The following is an 18,328-nucleotide window of genomic DNA, read 5'->3' as shown; positions in this document are numbered from 1 at the left end:
CCGGACCGCTCCGGCCGCGCCGGCCCCGCCGGACCCGCCCATCTACCGGGAACTGATCCGCACATGGGCGGACCGGGGCCGCACCCTGCCCGGGCGGCACGACCCGGAGTGGGTGCGGCTGGCCGCGCCGCAGGTGCGGCCGGGGCAGTTCAGTGAGCCGGGCCCAGCAGATGACGGGCGATGACCATCCGCTGGATCTGGTTCGTGCCCTCGACGATCTGCAGGGCCTTGGCCTCGCGCAGATGGCGTTCGACGGGGAAGTCGGCGGTGTAGCCGTATCCGCCGAGCACCTGGACGGCGTCGGTGGTGACCTGCATCGCGGCGTCGGTGCAGTGGAGTTTCGCCATCGCCGCCTGCCGGGCGAACGGCCGGCCGGCGTCCCGCAGCCGCGCCGCCGCCAGATACAGGGCGCGGCCCGACTCGACCCGGGTCGCCATGTCGGCGAGCAGGAAGCGCAGCCCCTGGAAGTCCGCGAGGCGCCGCCCGAACTGCCGTCGCTGGGTCGCGTAGGCGACCGCCTCGTCCAGGGACGCCTGAGCGAGGCCGACCGCGCAGGCGGCGATGCCGAGCCGCCCGGAGTCCAGCGCGGCCAGGGCGATCGCGAAACCCCGACCCTCGTCGCCGAGGCGGCGCGCGTCGGGGATCCGTACGCCGTCGAAGTGGAGCTGGGCCGTGGGTGAGCCCTTCAGCCCCATCTTCTTCTCCGGGGGCGCGGCGGTGAGGCCGTCGGCGTCGCCGGGCACCAGGAACACGGTGATCCCGCCCGCTCCTTCGCCGCCGGTGCGCGCCATGACGGTGTAGAAGTCGGCGATCCCGCCGTGGGTGGTCCAGGCCTTGGTGCCGCTGATCACCCACTCCTCCCCGTCCCGCACGGCCCTGGTGCGCAGCGCGGCCGCGTCCGAGCCGGAGGACGGTTCGGACAGGCAGTACGCGCCGAGCAGCCCGCCGCCGAGGACGCCCGGCAGATGCGCGGCCCGCTGCTCCTCGGTGCCGTGGACGGCGAGCGGGTAGGTCGCCAGGGTGTGGACGCTGACACCGAGCCCGACGGTGAGCCGGGCCGCGGCGAGTTCCTCCAGCACCTGGAGGTAGACCTCGTAGGGCTGGTCGCCGCCGCCGTACCGGGAGTCGTACGGCAGACCGAGCAGCCCCGATACGGACAGAAGGGTGAACAGCTCGCGCGGGAAGTGCCCCGCGTCCTCCTCCTCGGCGGCCGTCGGGGCGATCTCTCGCCGGGCGATGTCACGGACGAGCGCCAGGAGTTCCCGGGCCTCGTCCGTGGGCAGGGCCCGTTCCACCGGCGCCGGCGCGCGCTCGGGCATGGGGCGCCTCCTCAGTGGCCGACCAGCGGCTTCGCGCTGTGAGTATGCCCGCGGGACGCCTTCGCCGCACGGCCGGACACCCGCAGGATTGGTCCAAACCATTGACCGAACTGGTCTAGTCCTCCTACCGTTTCGGTCCAACGCCTCCCCGCGTTCATGCCGATCGGCGTGCGATCCCCTCCCTGTCCCTGCGAGGAGACACCCGATGCACACCCCGCTCCACCCCCGCAGCCGGTTCCGGACGCTCCTGTCCGCCGGCTGCTGCGCCGTCCTCGGCGCCGCCCTGCTCGCCGGCGCGGGCACCGCCACCGCCGGCGAGCCCGGCCCGGCCGGGACGAGCGCCGGCTCCAAGGTCGTGGGCTACTTCACCGACTGGGGCATCTACGGCCGCCAGTACTACGTCAAGAACATCGAGACGTCCGGCTCCGCGGACAGGCTCACCCACATCAACTACGCCTTCGGCAACGTCACCGACGGCAAGTGCGCCCTCGGCGACTCCTGGGCGGACACCGACAAGCCGTTCACCGCCGAGGAGTCCGTGGACGGCGTCGCCGACACCGCCGACCAGCCTCTCAGCGGCAACTTCAACCAGCTGCGCAAGCTGAAGAAGCTGCACCCGGACCTCAAGGTCCTCTGGTCGTTCGGCGGCTGGAGCTGGTCGGGCGGCTTCGGCGAGGCGGCCAAGGACCCGGCGGCCTTCGCCCGGTCCTGCTACGACCTGGTCGAGAACTCCCGGTGGGCGGACGTCTTCGACGGTGTCGACATCGACTGGGAGTACCCCAACGCCTGTGGCCTCACCTGCGACACCAGCGGCCGCGAGGCGTTCCGGGACGTCATGAAGGCCCTGCGCGAGAAGTTCGGCAAGCGCGAACTGATCACGGCGGCCATCACGGCGGACGCCACGGACGGCGGCAAGATCGAGGCGGCGGACTACGCGGGCGCGGCCCGGTACGTCGACTGGTACAACCCGATGACGTACGACTACTTCGGCGCCTGGGCCGCCACCGGCCCCACGGCCCCGCACTCGCCGCTGCGTTCCTACCCCGGGATTCCGACGAAGGGCTACGACACCGCCGACACGATCGCCAAGCTCAAGAGCCTGGGCATCCCGTCCCGGAAACTGCTGCTCGGCATCGGCTTCTACGGGCGCGGCTGGACCGGTGTCGCCCAGGCGAAGCCGGGCGGCACGGCCACCGGACCCGCGGCCGGGACGTGGGAGGACGGCAACGAGGACTACAAGGTCCTCAAGGACAAGTGCCCGGCGACCGGCACGGTCGGCGGCACCGCGTACGCCAAGTGCGGCAGCGACTGGTGGAGTTACGACACCCCGAAGACCATCGAGGGGAAGATGAGGTACAAGGACGCCCAGCACCTGGGCGGCACGTTCTTCTGGGAGCTGAGCGGGGACACGGCGGACGGTGAGCTGATCGACGCGATCGGCTGACGCGGGCCACCGGCCCGGCCGCCCGGTGACCGGGGCGGGGGACCACGGCCCCTCGCCCCTCGCGGGCGCTCAGTCCCGGCGGGCCGGCTTGGGCGCCGGGAAGGCGGGGTCGATCTCCTCGATGGCGCGCAGGGCGCCGCCCAGGGTCTTCACCAGCAGGTCGCACATGACCTCGCGGGAGAGCTCGGGGCGGTCGATCCAGTCGAGGGTGGCCCCTTCGACGCTGCACACCCAGGAGAGCAGGGCCATGCGGGGCAGGGGCGGGATGGCGCCGTCGCCGTAGGCGCCCTCGGCGAGGGTCGCGACGATCGCCGCGCGGACCCCGTCCCGGATGGCGTGCACCTCGGTGTCGAAGCCGACGCCCCCGCTGACGATCGTGCGGAAGGCCGCCTGGTTGTGCTCGGCGTAGCGCAGATAGCCGTCGATCGTGCGCTGGACCCGGTCGACCTGGGGCAGTTCGAGACCGCTCGCCGCGAAGGAGACCAGGTCGGCGACGGAGTCCTGGACGATGGCCAGGTAGTAACCGCGCTTCGACTGGAAGTAGTAGTAGATCAGCCCCTTGGCGACGTGCGCCTGCCGGGCGATGTCGTCCATCGAGAGCGCGTCGTAGGACGTGTCGGCGAACAACCTGCGCCCGATGGTGATGAGTTCGGCGCGACGCGCCAGTGAGCGCTCGGTTCCCCTCGCCCGGGGACGGGCGGCGTCGCGCTGTTGGCTGATATTCAATTCGACCCTGGTCTCCGTCGGTCTGCGGGACGACGTCAGTATGTCAGGTCGAACCGGGGGTCAGGTCACGTCAGCAACAGGTGCAGCAGGGGTCACAGCAGTCCCAGCTGTGTCACGAACATCGCGACGACGGCGACGAGGATCCAGCCCAGGACATGCTCGGCGATCCTCGGGCCGTCGTCCCGGGGGCCGCCGGTACGGGCACGGGTGGCGGTGGCTGCGTGTGCGGTCATGATGTCTCGCTGGGGTCGGGCGGCACGGGGCGCGCGGCGGGCGGGCAGGCGGACCTTTCTGCCCACTTTGCCACCGGTCAGGGCTTTTGCGGCCGAGACCTTGCTCACACGCGCACGCCCACCGACGTCAGCGCCGCCCGCTGGAGGGCGCCGGGACGGACCGGGAAGTAGAGGTAGCACACACCCCCGGTCCCGGAGACGACCTTGCCCTCGGCGTTCTTGCGCCGGGTCCTGAGCCAGACGTTCTCGAACTGCCGCCGCCGGTACACGCGCCGCACCGAGGCGTCGTCCGCCGAGTACGGGTCGTTGGCGATCACGTCGCCGGCGGCCGTGAAGCCGATCACGGTCATCAGGTGTCCCGCGGTGCCGTAGCCCGCCCCCGTGAGCTCCTCCTTGAGGAAGGACTGGGACGTCATGGCCGGGATGCCGGCCGCGATCAGGGTCTCCAGGTCGGTGAGGGAGGTGAGGCGGGTGACCACGCCCTGCAGGTCCTTGAAGGTGGCCGCGTAGGCGGCGTTGAACGGCCAGTTGCCGCAGCCGCGGTACTGGTGGTCGTACGTGTGGCGGGCCGCGTGGCACACCTGCGGGTCCGCGTAGGCCGGGTTCACCCAGGCGAGCTGCCCGGCGGTCAGCCGGCCGCCCCAGTATTCGATGACCATCTGCGAGGAGGTCGGGCTGCACCAGGCCTCGCCGCCGTTGTCGTACTCCGGGTACTGGCCCTTGTGGATCTCCTGCGAGTAGCGCGGCACCGGCAGTTCGCGCGCGAGGCCCGGCACCGAGGCCGGGACGGTGAAGCGGTCAGGGACGGCGGATCCCGTCACGCCCAGCCGCCACACGGTCGGGGTGAGCGTCGTGCCGGGACGGCGGTACAGGGTCAGCCGGATCCGGTACGAGGCGAGGCGCGGGCCCGCCGCGGCGTCGTCGATCGCGAGGGTGTCGGTCTGGACGGTGCTCCTGCCGTCGCCCTGGCCGTCGACCGAGGTCCGCTTGATGTCCTGGTCGCCCGACGCCCAGCGGCCCATGACGTACCAGGGGGTGTCCGTGCCGTCGGAGTAGGTCGCCTTCAGTTCGGTCTGGAGCCAGGTGCCGGCCGGGGTCTTCGCGTTCCAGGAGGCGATCACCTCGGTGGCGGGGACGGCGAGCCGCTGGACGGGGGAGGTCCAGGTGGCGTACTCCCAGCGGGCCGTGGTCCTGGTGTGCGGGTCGGCGTAGTCGACGGTGCCGAGCGGCGTGCCGAGGACCAGGCCCGGCCGGGTGGCCGCCACGGCGCGGGTGCCCCGGGCGGTGCCGCCCGTCCAGTCGGCGTACGTGAACCAGGCGCGGTGGTCGACGGGCCGGGCGGGGGCGGACCCGGTGTCCGGGCTCTCGCCGGCGTCCCCGGCGGCGGTGGCCGTCGCCGGACCCGCGCCGCCGGCGAGCGCGGCGGCGACGGTCACGGCGAGGAGCGCTCTGCGGGAGGGCTGTTCGACTCCGCGGGAGGACTGGTCGGCGCTGCTCATGGGCGAAGGACCCCCAGGGTGTCCGGTGCACGGCTGTGCGCCCACTATGGACGCAGGCGGCCCCGCTCACCAGCATCTCCCTCCCCGGAGGTGCCCTTCGTGTCGCACGGGGTGTCCCACTAGACTTTCGCGCCGCGCGCCCTCGCACTCCCGCCACCACGAGTACCCGCCCCCGCACCCGCCCCCAGGACCCGTCATCCACCAGCTCGCCTCCCGGCTCCGCCGTCTCCCCCCGTCCTGCGGCCCGGTCCGTCTGATCGGGATCGACGGGCACGCGGGCTCGGGCAAGTCCACGTTCGCCGGCCGGCTGGCCGGGGCGCTCGGCGGTGCGCCGGTGCTGCACCTCGACGACATCGCCAGCCACGAGGAACTGTTCGCGTGGACCGGGCGGCTGCTGACCGAGGTGATCGAGCCGTTCCGCCGTGGCGAGAGCGCGCGCTACGCCCCCTACGACTGGCGTGAGCGCCGCTTCGGCCCGCCCCGGCCCCTGCCCGCGGCCCCCGTCGTCCTGATCGAGGGGGTCGGCGCGGGCCGCCGCGCCCTGCGGCCGCACCTGGCCTGTCTGCTGTGGCTGGAGACACCGCGCGAGGAGGCCTGGGCGCGCGGCCGGTCCCGGGACGGGGAGGAGCAGCGGGAGTTCTGGGACGGCTGGGTCCGGGCGGAGGAGCGGCACTTCGCGGAGGACCCGTCGAGACCCCATGCCGGGCTGCTGGTAAGGGAGTTGAGCGAGGGATACGAGGTGCTGCCGGGACCCCTGGGTGATGCCGGCGGACACCCGGATGTCACCCACCGTGAGGGACCACCCGCACTGTGGTGAACGTGTGAAGAGCCCTCCGCTCGAACTTCGCCAAGTGCTTCGACTTCGCTTGACCGACGGCCGGGACAGGACTTACGTTTCCCATGTGCGGCCATCGCGGCCGCCCCCAGTCGCGAAGCCCCCGGTTGTTCCCCCGTGATCGGGGGCTTCGTTCTGCCCTCCCCCGCTCCGCGCCCCCGATGTGTGGACGCTCCGTGGTGCCGGCCGCTCACCGAGGGTCACCGTCCGGGATCCGCCCCATCCGCTCCCACCTCGTCGAACGGCCCGTGCGGCACCCTTCGGCGGGCACTGCTTCCGCAGGTACGATGCCCTCGGTGCGACCTACGGACAGCTGCTTCGCGCACCTTGCAACTCCGGTCCGCGGCACAGCGGTTCGACCAAGGCAGCCGGCGGGCGACGGCCCGGTGGCAAACCGACGGGGGCACGGTTTGTGGGGGACGTGATGGACTTCGGCACGCGGGGCCCCGAGGCTCCGGCCGACCTCGCCTGGCTACGAGGCGTGGACGCCTACACCATGGGCGCGTATCCGCAGGCGGAAGAGGAGTTCCGCACCGCGGTACGGATCGATCCCGGGATGGCCGACGGCTGGCTGGGACTGCACGCGCTGCGCGTGGACACGACGACCGCGCTGCTGCGGATGTTCCGGCACCGGGACCGCTTCGGCGAACAGCGCGCCCGGCATCGCCGTACGCTCAACTCCTGGTACTGGCTGGGCTGGTGGGTGCAGCCCGTGCTCGAGAGCCCGCGCGACCTGCTGCTCGCGCACGCCTCGCACTGGCTGGACGGCCGGCATGTGCCCGAGCTGGACCGGGCGCTCGCCGGGCTCCCGCCCGTCGACACCGATCACCAGGTCCGCTTTCTGCACGCCTGCCGCGCCTACCTCGTCAAGGACTGGGAACAGCTCGTCCGGCACACCGACCCGCTGCTGAACGACCCGCTCCTCGGGATCGAGGCCGGACTGTTCGGCGGGATGGCCAGGGTCCGGCTGGAGATGTACGGCCAGGCCGAACCGCTGCTCTCCGCCGCCCTGATGCGCTGTCGCAGCGAGCAGCCGCAGCGCAAGGAACTGCGGTACTGGCTGGCCCGGGCCCACGAGGGCACCGGCCGTTCGGCCGCCGCGCTCCCCCTGTACCGGGCGGTGCACCGGGTCGACCCCGCCTTCATGGACACCTCCGCCCGGCTCGCCGCGATCGCCGAGGGCGACGGCTACGACGATCCCGTCGACCTCGCGGCGATCACGCTCAGCGGCGTGGGACAGGACGTGGGGGACGGACCGGACGCGCTCGATCCACTGTTCGGCACCGAGGGCCGGGACCTGAAGCTCACCGAGCCCGCCGATCTGCCGCCGGCGGTTCCGCTGGCCTCGGTCACCGACCCCGCCGTCCGCGCGAAGACGGTCGGACCGTCGCCGCTGCCGGCCGGGCCCACCGACCCCGTCTTACTCGAGGAGGCGCTCGCCGAGCTGGAGCGCATGGTGGGGCTGGAACCGGTGAAGCGCCAGGTCAAGGCGCTGTCGGCCCAGCTGAACATGGCCCGGCTGCGGGCCGGGCAGGGACTTCCCGTCCAGCCGCCCAAACGGCACTTCGTCTTCTCCGGCCCCTCCGGCACCGGCAAGACCACCGTGGCCCGCATCCTCGGCCGCGTCTTCTACGCCCTCGGTCTGCTCGGCGGCGACCATCTGGTGGAGGCCCAGCGGGCCGACCTCGTCGGCGAGTATCTGGGCCAGACGGCGGTCAAGGCCAATGAACTCATCGACTCCGCCCTCGGCGGCGTCCTCTTCGTGGACGAGGCGTACTCGCTCTCCAACTCCGGCTACGGCAAGGGGGACGCGTACGGCGACGAGGCGCTGCAGGTGCTGCTGAAGCGGGCCGAGGACAACCGGGACCACCTGGTGGTGATCCTGGCCGGCTACCCGGAGGGCATGGACCGGCTGCTCGCCGCGAACCCCGGGCTGTCCTCCCGCTTCACGACCCGCGTCGACTTCCCCTCCTACCGCCCCCTGGAACTCACCTCCATCGGCGAGGTGCTCGCCGCGGAGAACGGCGACGTGTGGGACGAGGAGGCGCTGGACGAACTGCGCTCGATCGCCGGGCACGTCGTCGACCAGGGATGGATCGACGAGCTGGGCAACGGGCGGTTCCTGCGGACCCTGTACGAGAAGAGCTGCGCGTACCGGGATCTGCGGCTGTCCACGTATCCGGGCGGGCTGACCCGGGACGACCTGTCGACCCTGCGCCTGCCGGACCTGATGCAGGCGTACGGAGAGGTGCTGTCGGGACGCGGGCCGCAGGATCCGTCGGCGATGTGAGGCGCCCGGGGGCGGAGGCTGGGCGGGGGGCGGGTTCACTCGCCCGCGCTTGCGGGGTGCCGCTGCGCCCGCCCGTGCCGCCCCTGAAAGTCCCCCAGGCTCGCAGGGCACTGGAGGAGGCACGACTGCCCGCAGTCGCGGACATCGCAGCGGCACCGCACCTGCCCTAGCCGGCCATGGCCTCCTCCGGTTCCCCGCTCGCCCTCGGTTCCGTCAGCCGGACCTCCGGCACCTCCCGGTGGGCCGGGTCGGTGACCTCGCCGACCAGGAGTTCCAGGACGTCCTCCAGGGCGGCCAGGCCCAGGACCTTGCCGGAGGCGTCCGCGACCTGGGCGAGGTGGGTGGCCGCGCGCCGCATCACCGTCAGGGCGTCGTCCAGGGGGAGGTCGGAGCGCAGGGTCGTCATGGGGCGCCACACCTGCTGGGGTACCGCCCGTTCGGAGTCCTCCACGTCGAGGACGTCCTTCACATGCAGATAGCCCATGAAGGCGCCGTTCTCCGCGGCGACGGGGAAGCGGGAGTAGCCGGTGCGGGCGGTGAGCTCGACGATCTCGCCGGGCGTGACCGAGGGGCTGACCGTGACCAGTGACTCGCGCCTCAGCAGGACGTCCGTCACCGGGCGGGACCCCAGTTCCAGCGCGTCCTCCAGACGCTCCTGCTCCTCGGGGTCGAGCAGGCCCGCCTGGCCGGAGTCCTCCAGCAGACGGTTGAGCTGCTCGCTGGTGACCACGGCCTCGACCTCGTCCCTGGGCTCGACCCGGAAGAGCCGCAGGATGCCCCGGGCGCAGGCGCCGAGGCCGACGGTGATGGGCCGGCACAGCCGGGCGAAGGCGACCAGGCCGGGGCTGAGCCACAGCGCGGCCTTCTCCGGGGCCGCCATGGCGAGGTTCTTCGGGACCATCTCGCCGATGACGAGGTGGAAGAAGACCACCGCGGCCAGAGCTATGACATAGCCGAGCGGGTGAATCATGCCGTGCGGCAGGTGGATCCACTCGAAGAGCGGTTCCAGCAGCTGGGCGACGGTCGGTTCGGCGACCGCGCCCAGGGTGAGGGAGCAGACGGTGATGCCGAACTGGGCGGCGGCCATCATCTGCGGCAGGCGCTCCAGGCCGTAGAGGACCTGGCGGGCGCGTGCAGTGCCCAGGGGCTCGATCTGGCTGCGGCGGACGGAGACGAGGGCGAACTCGGCGCCCACGAAGAAGCCGTTCGCCAGCACGAGCAGGGCGGCGAAGACGAGTTGGAGGACACTCACCGGGTGACCTCCACGACCTGGCCGGTTCGCACCAGCCGGACGCGCTCGGCACGGTAGTGGCCGACCCGGCGCACCGACAGCCGCCAGCCGGGCAGTTCCGCCCGGTCGCCGACGGCGGGGATGCGGCCGAGCAGGTCGGCGACGAGGCCGGCGACCGTCTCGTACGGCCCCTCGGGCGCCTCCAGTCCTATCCGGCGGAGGGTGTCGACCCGGCAGCTGCCGTCGACGTCCCAGGCGGGCCTGCCCTCCTCGGGCGGCGCGGCGGCCAGTTCGGGGGTGTCCTGGCCGTCGTGCTCGTCGCGGACCTCGCCGACGATCTCCTCGACGATGTCCTCCAGGGTGATCACACCGGCCGTGCCGCCGTACTCGTCGACGACGACGGCGATGGGCTGTTCGCTGCGCAGCCGGGCCAGCAGGGGCTGGACGGGCAGCGTCTCGGGGACCAGCAGCGCCGGACGGGCGATACGGGCGACCGGGGTGCGCAGGCGGTCCCGGACGGGGACGGCCAGGGCGTCCTTGAGATGGGCCATGCCGACGATCTCGTCGATCTTCTCGCGGTAGACGGGGAAACGGGACAGGCCGGTCGCCCGGGTCAGGTTGACCACGTCCTCGGCGGTGGCCGAGGACTGCAGGGCGCTCACCTTCACGCGCGGGGTCATGACGTGCTGCGCGGTCAGCTCGGCCAGGGACAGCGTCCGGACGAACAGGTCGGCCGTGTCCTGTTCGAGGGCGCCGGCCTGGGCGGAGTGGCGGGCCAGGGAGACGAGTTCGCCCGGGGTGCGGGCGGAGGCCAGCTCCTCGGTGGGCTCGACTCCCAGGGCGCGCACCAGCCGGTTGGCGACCGTGTTGAGGCCCGCGATCACCGGCCGGAACAGGCGGGAGAAGGCGTGCTGCGGGCCGGCGACGAAGCGCGCGACCTGCAGGGGCTTGGACACCGCCCAGTTCTTCGGCACGAGTTCGCCGACCACCATCTGGACGGCGGACGCCAGCAGCATGCCGACGACCACGGCGACACCGGAGACGGCGCCCTCGGGGATGCCGATCGCGGTGAACGGGGTGTGCAGCAGCTCCGCGAGCGCCGGTTCGGCGAGCATGCCGACGACGAGCGAGGTGATGGTGATGCCGAGCTGGGTGCCGGAGAGCTGGAAGGACAGCTCCTTGAGCGACTCCACGACCGTACGGGCTCGCTTGTCGCCCTCGGCGGCGGCCTTCTCCGCGTCCGGGCGTTCGACCGTGACGAGGCCGAACTCGGCGGCGACGAAGAAGCCGTTGGCCAGGATGAGCACGAACGCGGCTGCCAGGAGCAGCAGGGGGGTGGTCATGATGCCGCCGCCTCCGAAGCATGTCGGATGGGGGCGGCGCAGGTACTACAGGACGAACCGTCCATCGCCGGTGAGGGTCACTCCTCGGGTAGCAGGAACCCCTGTGCACCCGGCAGGGCGCGACAGGGGCGGAGGAACGAAGGGAACGCCTCCGTCACCAGATTAATCAAGACAGGGGGTCCAGCGGCAGGGTGGACGGCCCCGAGTCAGCTCTGATCTTGCCCTGTGGACGCATCGGGGTCCCGCAGGGTACGGGCCTCGGCGAGCGCACGCAGGGTCCGCGCGTCCGTGATGGCCTGCTGCTTGTCGATGCCGGGCTGGATGCCGAGCGCGGGCAGGCTGGTGCCGTCGGTGAGGTCGAGGAACACCCAGGGGTCGCCCGGACGGAGGTTCACCTGGATGATCTCCGCCCAGTCCAGGCGCCGACGGCTCGCGATGTTCACCACGGTGACACCGGAGTCGTCGGCGACGACCCGCACCCGGGCGAGCTGGGCCAGGACCCAGAAGATCAGGCCACCGGTGACGACGAAGCTGAGCCGCTCCCCCGGGCCGAGCTTCTCCAGCAGCATCGCGACGCCGGAGATGACGAGGAAGATCGCCACCCCGGCCGTGAGCAGCACCGCTCGGGTGCGGCCCGGCCGGAAGGTGACGGGAAGGGTGGGCAGGTCGGACATCGTCGCGTGGATCTCTCGGGGCTTGTCTCGGGGGCTCAGAGGCGGCAGGCGTGGATGGCCGTGGTCAGGATGGCGCGGGCGCCGATGTCGTACAGGTCGTCCATGATCCGCTGGGCCTCCTTGGCGGGGACCATGGCGCGCACGGCGACCCAGCCCTCGTTGTGCAGCGGGGAGACGGTGGGCGACTCCAGGCCCGGGGTGAGCGCGACGGCCTTCTCCAGCTGCTCGACGCGGCAGTCGTAGTCCATCATCACGTAGGTCCGGGCGACCAGGACGCCCTGGAGGCGGCGCAGGAACTGCTGCACCTTGGGCTCCGCGGCCTCCTCGGTGTCCGCGCCGGTGCGGCGGATCACGATGGCCTCGGACTTCATGATGGGGTCGCCGAAGACCTCCAGGCCGGCGTTGCGCAGCGAGGTGCCGGTCTCGACGACGTCGGCGATGACCTCGGCGACGCCCAGCTCGATGGCGGTCTCGACGGCGCCGTCGAGGTGCACGACGGAGGCGTCGACGCCCTGCTCGGCGAGGTGCTTGGCGACGATGCCCTCGTAGGAGGTGGCGACGGTCCGGCCCTTGAGGTCCTCGAGGGTGTGGGCGGTGCCCGGCTTGGAGGCGAAGCGGAAGGTGGAGCGGGCGAAGCCGAGCGGGAGGATCTCCTCGGCGTCGGCGCCCGAGTCGATCAGCAGGTCACGGCCGGTGATGCCGATGTCGAGGCGGCCGGAGGAGACGTAGATCGCGATGTCGCGGGGGCGGAGGTAGAAGAACTCGACCTCGTTCTCCGGGTCGACGATCCGCAGTTCCTTGGACTCGCGGCGCTGCTGGTAGCCGGCCTCATGCAGCATGTCCGCCGCAGGGCCTGACAGGGAACCCTTGTTGGGGACGGCGATGCGCAGCATGAGGTCGGCTTCCTTTGCGTGATGTGGGGTGGTGTCTGGGACGGGGTTCTACAGGTGGGCGTACACGTCGTCGAGCGAGATTCCACGCGCGACCATCATCACCTGGACGTGGTAGAGCAGCTGCGAGATCTCCTCGGCGGCCGCTTCCTTGCCCTCGTACTCGGCGGCCATCCAGACCTCGGCGGCCTCTTCGACGACCTTCTTGCCGATGGCATGGACGCCCTTCCCGACCAGTTCGGCGGTGCGGGAAGTGGCGGGGTCGCCGGTGGCGGCCTTCTGCTGGAGCTCGGTGAAGAGCTCCTCGAACGTCTTCTTGGACATGGTGCTGCCCACCCTAGCCGTAGTGCCGGTGGGCCTACCGCCAGGGTTCAGATACTGAGCGGAGGGTGGCGGCGGTCGCCACCGCGGCCGTCACCGCCTCGTGCCCCTTGTCCTCGCCCGAGCCCTCCAGGCCGGCCCGGTCCAGGGCCTGCTCCTCGGTGTCGCAGGTGAGGACGCCGAAGCCGACAGGGACGCCGGTCTCGACCGACACCTGGGTCAGCCCCTGGGTGACGCCCTGGCACACGTACTCGAAGTGGGGGGTGCCGCCGCGGATGACGACGCCGAGGGCCACGATCGCGTCGTAGCCGCGGCCCGCGAGGACCTTGGCGACGACCGGGAGCTCCCAGCTGCCGGGGACCCGCAGCAGGGTCGGCTCGTCGATGCCCAGGTCGTGCAGGGCGCGCAGGGCGCCGTCCACCAGACCGTCCATCACCTTCTCGTGCCACTGTGCCGCGATGACGGCGACCCGCAGGTCACCCACATTGCGTACGGACAGTTCCGGTGCGCCCTTGCCGCTCACGTCTCTCCTCTTGAACCGTCGTGCTGTTCTTACTGGTTGCCGCAGGGGGACACGGGGGCCGTGTCCAGCCAGGGCAGGTCGTGTCCCATCCGGTCCCGCTTGGTGCGCAGGTAGCGGATGTTGTGCTCGCCCGCCTCGACGGGCATCGGCTCGCGGGCCGAGACCTCGATGCCGTGCCGGACGAGCGCGTCGGTCTTCTCGGGGTTGTTGGTCATCAGCCGGACGCTGCGCACGCCCAGGTCGGCGAGGATCTGCGCGCCGGCCCCGTAGTCGCGGGCGTCGGCGGGCAGGCCCAGCTCCAGGTTGGCGTCGAGGGTGTCGTGCCCCTGCTCCTGGAGCTCGTACGCCCTGAGCTTGGACAGCAGGCCGATGCCCCGGCCCTCGTGTCCGCGCAGGTAGACGACCACGCCCCGGCCCTCGGCCTGGATGCGTTCCAGGGACGCGTCGAGCTGGGGGCCGCAGTCGCAGCGCTGGGAGGCGAAGATGTCCCCGGTGAGGCATTCGGAGTGGACCCGGACCAGGACGTCCTCGCCGTCGCCGATCTCGCCGTGGACGAGGGCGACGTGTTCGACGCCGTCGACGGTGGAGCGGTAGCCGTACGCGGTGAAGGTGCCGTGCACGGTGGGCAGCCGGGTCTCGGCCTCGCGGCGGACCGTCGGCTCGGCGCTGCGGCGGTAGTCGACGAGGTCCTCGATGGAGATGATCGTCAGGCCGTGCTTGCGGGCGAACGGGATCAGTTCGGGCAGGCGGAGCATCCGGCCGTCCTCGCCGGCGATCTCGACGATCGCGCCGGCCGGGCGCAGTCCCGCGAGGCGGGCGAGGTCGACGGCGGCCTCGGTGTGGCCGTTGCGGGTGAGGACCCCGCCCGGCTTGGCGCGGAGGGGGAAGACGTGGCCCGGGCGGACGAAGTCCGCCGGTTCCGCGTCGCCGCTCGCCAGCAGCCGGAGGGTGGTGGCGCGGTCGGCCGCGGAGATGCCGGTGGTGACGCCGTGGGCGGCGGAGGCGTCGACGGAGACCGTGAAGGCGGTCTGCATCGACTCGGTGTTGTCGTCGACCATCTGCGGGAGCTTCAGCCGGTCCAGCTCGTCGCTCTCCATGGGGGCGCAGATCAGGCCGCGGCACTCGCTCATCATGAAGGCGATGATCTCGGGGGTGACCTTCTCGGCGGCGATGACGAGGTCGCCCTCGTTCTCGCGGTCCTCGTCGTCGACGACCACGATCGGGCGGCCGGCCGCGATGTCGGCGATGGCCTGCTCCACGGGGTCGAGCGCGAAGTCCTCGATGCCGTCGGTGCTGTAGAGGATCGGTGCCGTGCTCATGCCGGCGCTCCTTCCAGTGCGGGCCGCGCGTCCTTGCGGGAGCGCAGCCACCAGTCGCGCATGCCCCACAGGACGAGCGCGCCGTAGATGACGTAGACGAAGCCGGAGAAGGCGTAACCGTTGGCGAAGTTGAGGGGGACGCCGACGAGGTCGACGAGGAGCCAGGCGATCCAGAACTCGACCATGCCGCGCGCCTGGGCGTACATGGCGACGACGGTGCCGACGAAGATGTAGGCGTCCGGCCAGGGGTCCCAGGACAGGGACGGGTAGGCCTTGAAGAGCAGGGCCACGGCGACCGTGCCGACGGCGGCGGCACCGAGCATCGCGGCGCGCTCGGGCAGGCTGGCGAAGCGCGGGACGATGTGGCCGTCCGCCGACCGGTCCTTGTCGCGGTTCCACTGCCACCAGCCGTACAGGGCGACGGCCATGACGACGACCTGCTTGCCGGCGCTGCCCGCGAGATGACCGTAGAAGGCGACGAAGAGCACGAGTCCGGAGAGGAACTGGACCGGCCAGGTCAGCAGCGAGCGCCGCCAGCCCAGGGCGAGGGTGATCAGGCCGAGGATGTTGCCGATCATGTCCGACCAGATGATGTGCTGGTCGAAGGCGACGAAGGCCTCGGAGTTCAGCCAGTTCACTGCGCCGCTCCCTGACCGGTCGTCGTGGCCAGCAGGCGCTCGACGTACTTGGCGACGATGTCCACCTCGAGGTTGACCGGGTCGCCGGGCTGCTTGAGGCCGAGCGTGGTCAGGGCGAGCGTGGTGGGGATGAGGCTGACGGTGAAGTGAGCGGAACCGGCCTCGACGACCGTGAGGCTGATGCCGTCGACGGTGATGGAGCCCTTCTCGACGACGTACCGGGCGAGGTCGGCGGGGAGCGAGATCTTGACGATCTCCCAGTTCTCGGACGGCTTGCGCTCCAACACCTCGCCGGTGCCGTCGACATGGCCCTGCACGATGTGGCCGCCGAGGCGGGCGCCGACGGCGGTGGGGCGTTCGAGGTTGACGCGGGAGCCGACGGTCAGGGTGCGCAGGCTGGAGCGGACGAGGGTCTCCGCCATGACGTCGGCGGTGAACTCGTCGCCCTCGTGCTCCACGACGGTGAGACAGACCCCGTTCACGGCGATGGAGTCGCCGTGCTTCGCGCCGTCGGTCACGACAGGGCCGCGCAGCCGGAAGCGGGCGGCGTCGCCGAGGTCCTCGACGGCGGTGACCTCACCCAGCTCTTCGACGATTCCGGTGAACACTTCCCGGGTCCTCCTGCCTCACTAGGGCACGGACTCCGGGGCCTGTCGATGACGACAGCGGACACGAGCGGGGACACCGGGGGCGACGCCGACAGACTCGTCCGCCTGGACGAGTACACATACGGCGGCGCGCACGAATGCCCGCCCGCCGCGCACTGCCTCCCATCCGGACTTTAACCGTCGGTCCAGGAATTTCACCTGGTCAACCGGTCACTGGACGTGACCGGGTCGCGGACTGTAACCGCCGGTTCGGACTTTCACCGACCCCGGAGTGCGCTGCTTTAGGTACAGGGCCAGTGTGCCACGCCGGATCGTCGTCCATACGGGCGAAGCGTGTGGAGTGGCTCACAGAGCGTGTCACTGGACTTGTCAGGCGGGCCGGGGTCCCAACTCGCCGCATCCGGAGCGGATCTGACGCTTGATCCAGACCTATTGACCTATTGGTCTAGTCCTCTTAGGGTCGACGGGTGCGGTCCGGCGGCGGTGACGACGGCCCTTGCCCGTCGCCGGGCCTCCCCATGCCGGGGTCCCACCGCTCCCACCTCGGGGTTCTGGCAGGGTGACCCCATGACGACGACCGCGACCGCAGACGAGTTCGAGACCCACCGTCCCCGGCTGTTCGGGCTCGCGTACCGGATGCTGGGCTCGGCCGAGGAGGCCGAGGACACGGTCCAGGACGCGTATCTGCGGTTCAGCGGGGCGGACCGGGCCGCGATCACCTACCCGGCGGCCTGGCTCGCGAAGACCGTCACCAACCTCTGCCTGACCCGGCTGACCTCCGCGCGGGCGCGGCGCGAGAGCTATGCCGGGCCCTGGCTGCCGGAGCCGGTCGTCACCTCCGACGGCACGCTCGGCCCGCTGGAGTCGGCCGAGCAGCGGGACGCCGTCTCGCTCGCGATGCTGGTCCTGCTGGAGCGGCTGACCCCGACCGAACGCGCGGTGTACGTGCTGCGGGAGGCGTTCGCCTACAGCCACCGGGAGATCTCCGAGGCGCTCGACCTGAGCGAGGCCAACTGCCGTCAGCTGTACCGCCGGGCGGAGCAGCGGGTGGCGGTCGGGAAGGGGCGCTTCGACGTCGCCCCCCGGCGGCGCGAGGAACTGGTGGCCTCCTTTCTCAGCGCGGCCCGGGACGGTGACCTGGCCGCCCTGGAGCGGACGCTCTCGGCCGAGGTGACGTGGTGGAGCGACGGCGGCGGCAGGGTCACCGCGGCACGGCGGCCGATCGAGGGCCGCGACAAGGTCCTGCGGTTCCTGGCCGGCGCGTTCAAGGGCTTCGCCGCCGGGGTCACGCTCACCGTCGTCGAGCTCAACGGCGCCCCGGGCGTCCTCGGCTGGGACGGCGACACGCTGCTGGCCGCGCTCGCCTTCGACTGCGGCGACGACGGGATCACGGATGTGCGGGCCGTGGTGAACCCGGAGAAGCTGGACTTCGTGCGGCGTCAGCTCGGGTGATCGCGCGGGACTGTCACATTCCGCGGGGGCTGCCCGGTCTCGGCTGACGAGGACGTTCCACCCGGGAGCGTCCGGCGTCCGAAGGGGCTGAACAGCATGACCACGATCCTGGTGACCGGTGGCACCGGAACCCTCGGCCGGCTCGTCACGGAGCGGCTGCGCGCGGACGGCCACGAGGTGCGGGTGCTGAGCCGGCACAGCCGGCCGTACGCCGTCGACCTGCGGGAGGGCGGGCCGGGGCTGGAGGAGGCCCTGGCCGGTGTGGACACGGTCGTGCACTGCGCGAGCACCCCGCGCGGGGGCGACGAGCGGGCGGCGGCGCATCTGATCGAGGCGGCCCGGAAGGCGGGGGTACGGCACCTGGTCTACATCTCGATCGTCGGGGTGGACCGGGTGCCGTTCGGCTACTACCGGGCGAAGCTGGCCGTGGAGAAGCTGGTGGAGGAGTCGGGGCTGGGCTGGACCGTGCTGCGCGCGACCCAGTTCCACGATCTGCTGCTCCAGTTGTTCGAGGGTCTGGCCAGGGTGCCGGTGATGTTCCTGCCGGCCGGGGTCGGCGACCAGCCGGTGGAGGTGGCCGAGGTCGCCGACCGGCTCGCGGAGCTGGCGGCCGGCCCGCCGGCGGGGCGCGCCGAGGACATGGCGGGGCCCGAGGTCCGTACCTTCGAGTCGCTGGCCCGCGCGTATCTGAGGGCGAGCGGCAAGCGGCGCCGGGTGGTGAACGTGCCGCTGTGGGGCGCGGCCTACCGGGCGTTCCGCGCGGGCGGTCACCTGGCGCCGGAGCGGGCGGTGGGGAAGAGGACGTTCGAGGAGTACCTGGCGGCCCGCGCGCGCACCGCCCGGTGAGGGTGCCCGAGGCACGCGCATACCTTCGGTGAACGCACGCGCGCGCGTACCGAACCGGAACGCACGCGCGCGTACCGGACTGTGAACGCCGGCGCGCGTACCGGACCGTGACCGCCCACGCGTGCCCCTTCGTCCCC

Annotated in this window: 18 protein-coding genes and 1 riboswitch; of the genes, 5 read left to right on the top strand and 13 right to left on the bottom strand. The window is 71.9% G+C overall.

Going from position 1 to position 18,328, the window contains the following annotated elements; translation table 11 throughout:
* Positions 1-149: 149 nt before the first annotated feature.
* Complete coding sequence (locus ACFY2L_RS31625) at positions 150-1,319, bottom strand: acyl-CoA dehydrogenase family protein (RefSeq protein WP_390824069.1); 1,170 nt, start codon at positions 1,317-1,319, stop codon at positions 150-152.
* 205 nt (positions 1,320-1,524) lie between these two features.
* On the opposite strand from ACFY2L_RS31625, the gene ACFY2L_RS31620 reads away from it, so the two are divergent.
* On the top strand, positions 1,525-2,763 hold the full coding sequence (locus ACFY2L_RS31620; RefSeq protein ID WP_390662384.1) for a glycoside hydrolase family 18 protein: 1,239 nt from the start codon (positions 1,525-1,527) through the stop codon (positions 2,761-2,763).
* A gap of 69 nt (positions 2,764-2,832) precedes the next feature.
* On the opposite strand, the gene ACFY2L_RS31615 is transcribed toward ACFY2L_RS31620, so the two are convergent.
* The 3 genes from ACFY2L_RS31615 to ACFY2L_RS31605 all read right to left on the bottom strand — a co-directional run bounded on the left by ACFY2L_RS31615 (position 2,833) and on the right by ACFY2L_RS31605 (position 5,221).
* The gene (locus tag ACFY2L_RS31615) at positions 2,833-3,489 is read right to left on the bottom strand and encodes a TetR/AcrR family transcriptional regulator (protein WP_390824068.1); all 657 of its coding nucleotides are present in this window, start codon (positions 3,487-3,489) and stop codon (positions 2,833-2,835) included.
* Positions 3,490-3,581: 92 nt separating this feature from the next.
* Positions 3,582-3,722 (bottom strand): SCO1431 family membrane protein, encoded by a 141-nt coding sequence (locus ACFY2L_RS31610; RefSeq protein ID WP_390824067.1) that lies wholly within the window; start codon positions 3,720-3,722, stop codon positions 3,582-3,584.
* A 104-nt stretch (positions 3,723-3,826) separates the two neighbouring features.
* Complete coding sequence (locus ACFY2L_RS31605; RefSeq protein ID WP_390824066.1) at positions 3,827-5,221, bottom strand: peptidase C39 family protein; 1,395 nt, start codon at positions 5,219-5,221, stop codon at positions 3,827-3,829.
* 196 nt (positions 5,222-5,417) lie between these two features.
* Here ACFY2L_RS31605 and ACFY2L_RS31600 point away from each other — a divergent pair, with 196 nt between their 5' ends.
* Entirely contained in the window at positions 5,418-6,038 is a 621-nt protein-coding gene (locus tag ACFY2L_RS31600; protein ID WP_390824093.1) for a uridine kinase, read from the top strand.
* Positions 6,039-6,480: 442 nt separating this feature from the next.
* A complete protein-coding gene (locus tag ACFY2L_RS31595) occupies positions 6,481-8,346 on the top strand; it encodes an AAA family ATPase (protein WP_390662380.1) in 1,866 nt (621 codons plus the stop codon).
* A gap of 166 nt (positions 8,347-8,512) precedes the next feature.
* On the opposite strand, the gene ACFY2L_RS31590 is transcribed toward ACFY2L_RS31595, so the two are convergent.
* The 9 genes from ACFY2L_RS31590 to ACFY2L_RS31550 all read right to left on the bottom strand — a co-directional run bounded on the left by ACFY2L_RS31590 (position 8,513) and on the right by ACFY2L_RS31550 (position 15,893).
* Positions 8,513-9,598 carry a hemolysin family protein gene (locus ACFY2L_RS31590; RefSeq protein WP_390824065.1) on the bottom strand — a complete coding sequence of 362 codons (1,086 nt, stop codon included), beginning with the start codon at positions 9,596-9,598 and terminating at the stop codon, positions 8,513-8,515.
* Positions 9,595-10,920, bottom strand: coding sequence for a hemolysin family protein (locus tag ACFY2L_RS31585; RefSeq protein ID WP_390824064.1), 1,326 nt, complete (start codon positions 10,918-10,920; stop codon positions 9,595-9,597). The genes ACFY2L_RS31590 and ACFY2L_RS31585 overlap by 4 nt, the downstream gene beginning before the upstream one ends.
* 206 nt (positions 10,921-11,126) lie before the next feature.
* Positions 11,127-11,594 carry a PH domain-containing protein gene (locus ACFY2L_RS31580; RefSeq protein ID WP_390824063.1) on the bottom strand — a complete coding sequence of 156 codons (468 nt, stop codon included), beginning with the start codon at positions 11,592-11,594 and terminating at the stop codon, positions 11,127-11,129.
* Between the two features lie 35 nt (positions 11,595-11,629).
* Positions 11,630-12,487: an ATP phosphoribosyltransferase gene (gene hisG / locus ACFY2L_RS31575; RefSeq protein WP_390662376.1), complete on the bottom strand. Its 858-nt coding sequence runs from the start codon at positions 12,485-12,487 to the stop codon at positions 11,630-11,632.
* A gap of 48 nt (positions 12,488-12,535) precedes the next feature.
* Entirely contained in the window at positions 12,536-12,808 is a 273-nt protein-coding gene (locus ACFY2L_RS31570; RefSeq protein ID WP_086760055.1) for a phosphoribosyl-ATP diphosphatase, read from the bottom strand.
* 34 nt (positions 12,809-12,842) lie between these two features.
* Entirely contained in the window at positions 12,843-13,328 is a 486-nt protein-coding gene (gene ribH, locus ACFY2L_RS31565; RefSeq protein WP_390662375.1) for a 6,7-dimethyl-8-ribityllumazine synthase, read from the bottom strand.
* A gap of 29 nt (positions 13,329-13,357) precedes the next feature.
* Entirely contained in the window at positions 13,358-14,647 is a 1,290-nt protein-coding gene (locus ACFY2L_RS31560) for a bifunctional 3,4-dihydroxy-2-butanone-4-phosphate synthase/GTP cyclohydrolase II (RefSeq protein ID WP_390662374.1), read from the bottom strand.
* Positions 14,644-15,285 (bottom strand): nicotinamide riboside transporter PnuC, encoded by a 642-nt coding sequence (pnuC, locus tag ACFY2L_RS31555; RefSeq protein WP_390662373.1) that lies wholly within the window; start codon positions 15,283-15,285, stop codon positions 14,644-14,646. The genes ACFY2L_RS31560 and pnuC overlap by 4 nt, the downstream gene beginning before the upstream one ends.
* Positions 15,282-15,893, bottom strand: coding sequence for a riboflavin synthase (locus ACFY2L_RS31550; RefSeq protein WP_390662372.1), 612 nt, complete (start codon positions 15,891-15,893; stop codon positions 15,282-15,284). The genes pnuC and ACFY2L_RS31550 overlap by 4 nt, the downstream gene beginning before the upstream one ends.
* A gap of 148 nt (positions 15,894-16,041) precedes the next feature.
* A riboswitch (FMN riboswitch) is annotated at positions 16,042-16,172 on the bottom strand.
* Positions 16,173-16,460: 288 nt separating this feature from the next.
* Between ACFY2L_RS31550 and ACFY2L_RS31545 the strand changes: the two genes are divergently transcribed.
* On the top strand, positions 16,461-17,345 hold the full coding sequence (locus ACFY2L_RS31545; RefSeq protein ID WP_390824062.1) for an RNA polymerase sigma-70 factor: 885 nt from the start codon (positions 16,461-16,463) through the stop codon (positions 17,343-17,345).
* Positions 17,346-17,441: 96 nt separating this feature from the next.
* Positions 17,442-18,191 (top strand): SDR family oxidoreductase, encoded by a 750-nt coding sequence (locus ACFY2L_RS31540; protein WP_390824061.1) that lies wholly within the window; start codon positions 17,442-17,444, stop codon positions 18,189-18,191.
* Positions 18,192-18,328 lie beyond the last annotated feature (137 nt).

The sequence above is a fragment of the Streptomyces sp. NPDC001381 genome, assembly GCF_042895685.1.
Classification (GTDB): domain Bacteria; phylum Actinomycetota; class Actinomycetes; order Streptomycetales; family Streptomycetaceae; genus Streptomyces.
The sequence above is the reverse complement of the archived record's forward strand: the minus strand, read 5'-3'. Positions and strand labels throughout refer to the sequence as shown.

Excerpts from the sequence above, each read along its gene's own strand:
- ACFY2L_RS31560 (WP_390662374.1), bottom strand. The coding sequence starts at position 14,647 with ATGAGCACGGCACCGATCCTCTACAGCACCGACGGCATCGAGGACTTC.
- ACFY2L_RS31610 (WP_390824067.1), bottom strand. The coding sequence starts at position 3,722 with ATGACCGCACACGCAGCCACCGCCACCCGTGCCCGTACCGGCGGCCCC.
- ACFY2L_RS31620 (WP_390662384.1), top strand. The coding sequence starts at position 1,525 with ATGCACACCCCGCTCCACCCCCGCAGCCGGTTCCGGACGCTCCTGTCC.
- ACFY2L_RS31595 (WP_390662380.1), top strand. The coding sequence starts at position 6,481 with ATGGACTTCGGCACGCGGGGCCCCGAGGCTCCGGCCGACCTCGCCTGG.
- ACFY2L_RS31570 (WP_086760055.1), bottom strand. The coding sequence starts at position 12,808 with ATGTCCAAGAAGACGTTCGAGGAGCTCTTCACCGAGCTCCAGCAGAAG.
- ACFY2L_RS31625 (WP_390824069.1), bottom strand. The coding sequence starts at position 1,319 with ATGCCCGAGCGCGCGCCGGCGCCGGTGGAACGGGCCCTGCCCACGGAC.
- hisG (WP_390662376.1), bottom strand. The coding sequence starts at position 12,487 with ATGCTGCGCATCGCCGTCCCCAACAAGGGTTCCCTGTCAGGCCCTGCG.
- ACFY2L_RS31585 (WP_390824064.1), bottom strand. The coding sequence starts at position 10,920 with ATGACCACCCCCCTGCTGCTCCTGGCAGCCGCGTTCGTGCTCATCCTG.
- ACFY2L_RS31545 (WP_390824062.1), top strand. The coding sequence starts at position 16,461 with ATGACGACGACCGCGACCGCAGACGAGTTCGAGACCCACCGTCCCCGG.
- ACFY2L_RS31605 (WP_390824066.1), bottom strand. The coding sequence starts at position 5,221 with ATGAGCAGCGCCGACCAGTCCTCCCGCGGAGTCGAACAGCCCTCCCGC.
- ACFY2L_RS31580 (WP_390824063.1), bottom strand. The coding sequence starts at position 11,594 with ATGTCCGACCTGCCCACCCTTCCCGTCACCTTCCGGCCGGGCCGCACC.
- ACFY2L_RS31540 (WP_390824061.1), top strand. The coding sequence starts at position 17,442 with ATGACCACGATCCTGGTGACCGGTGGCACCGGAACCCTCGGCCGGCTC.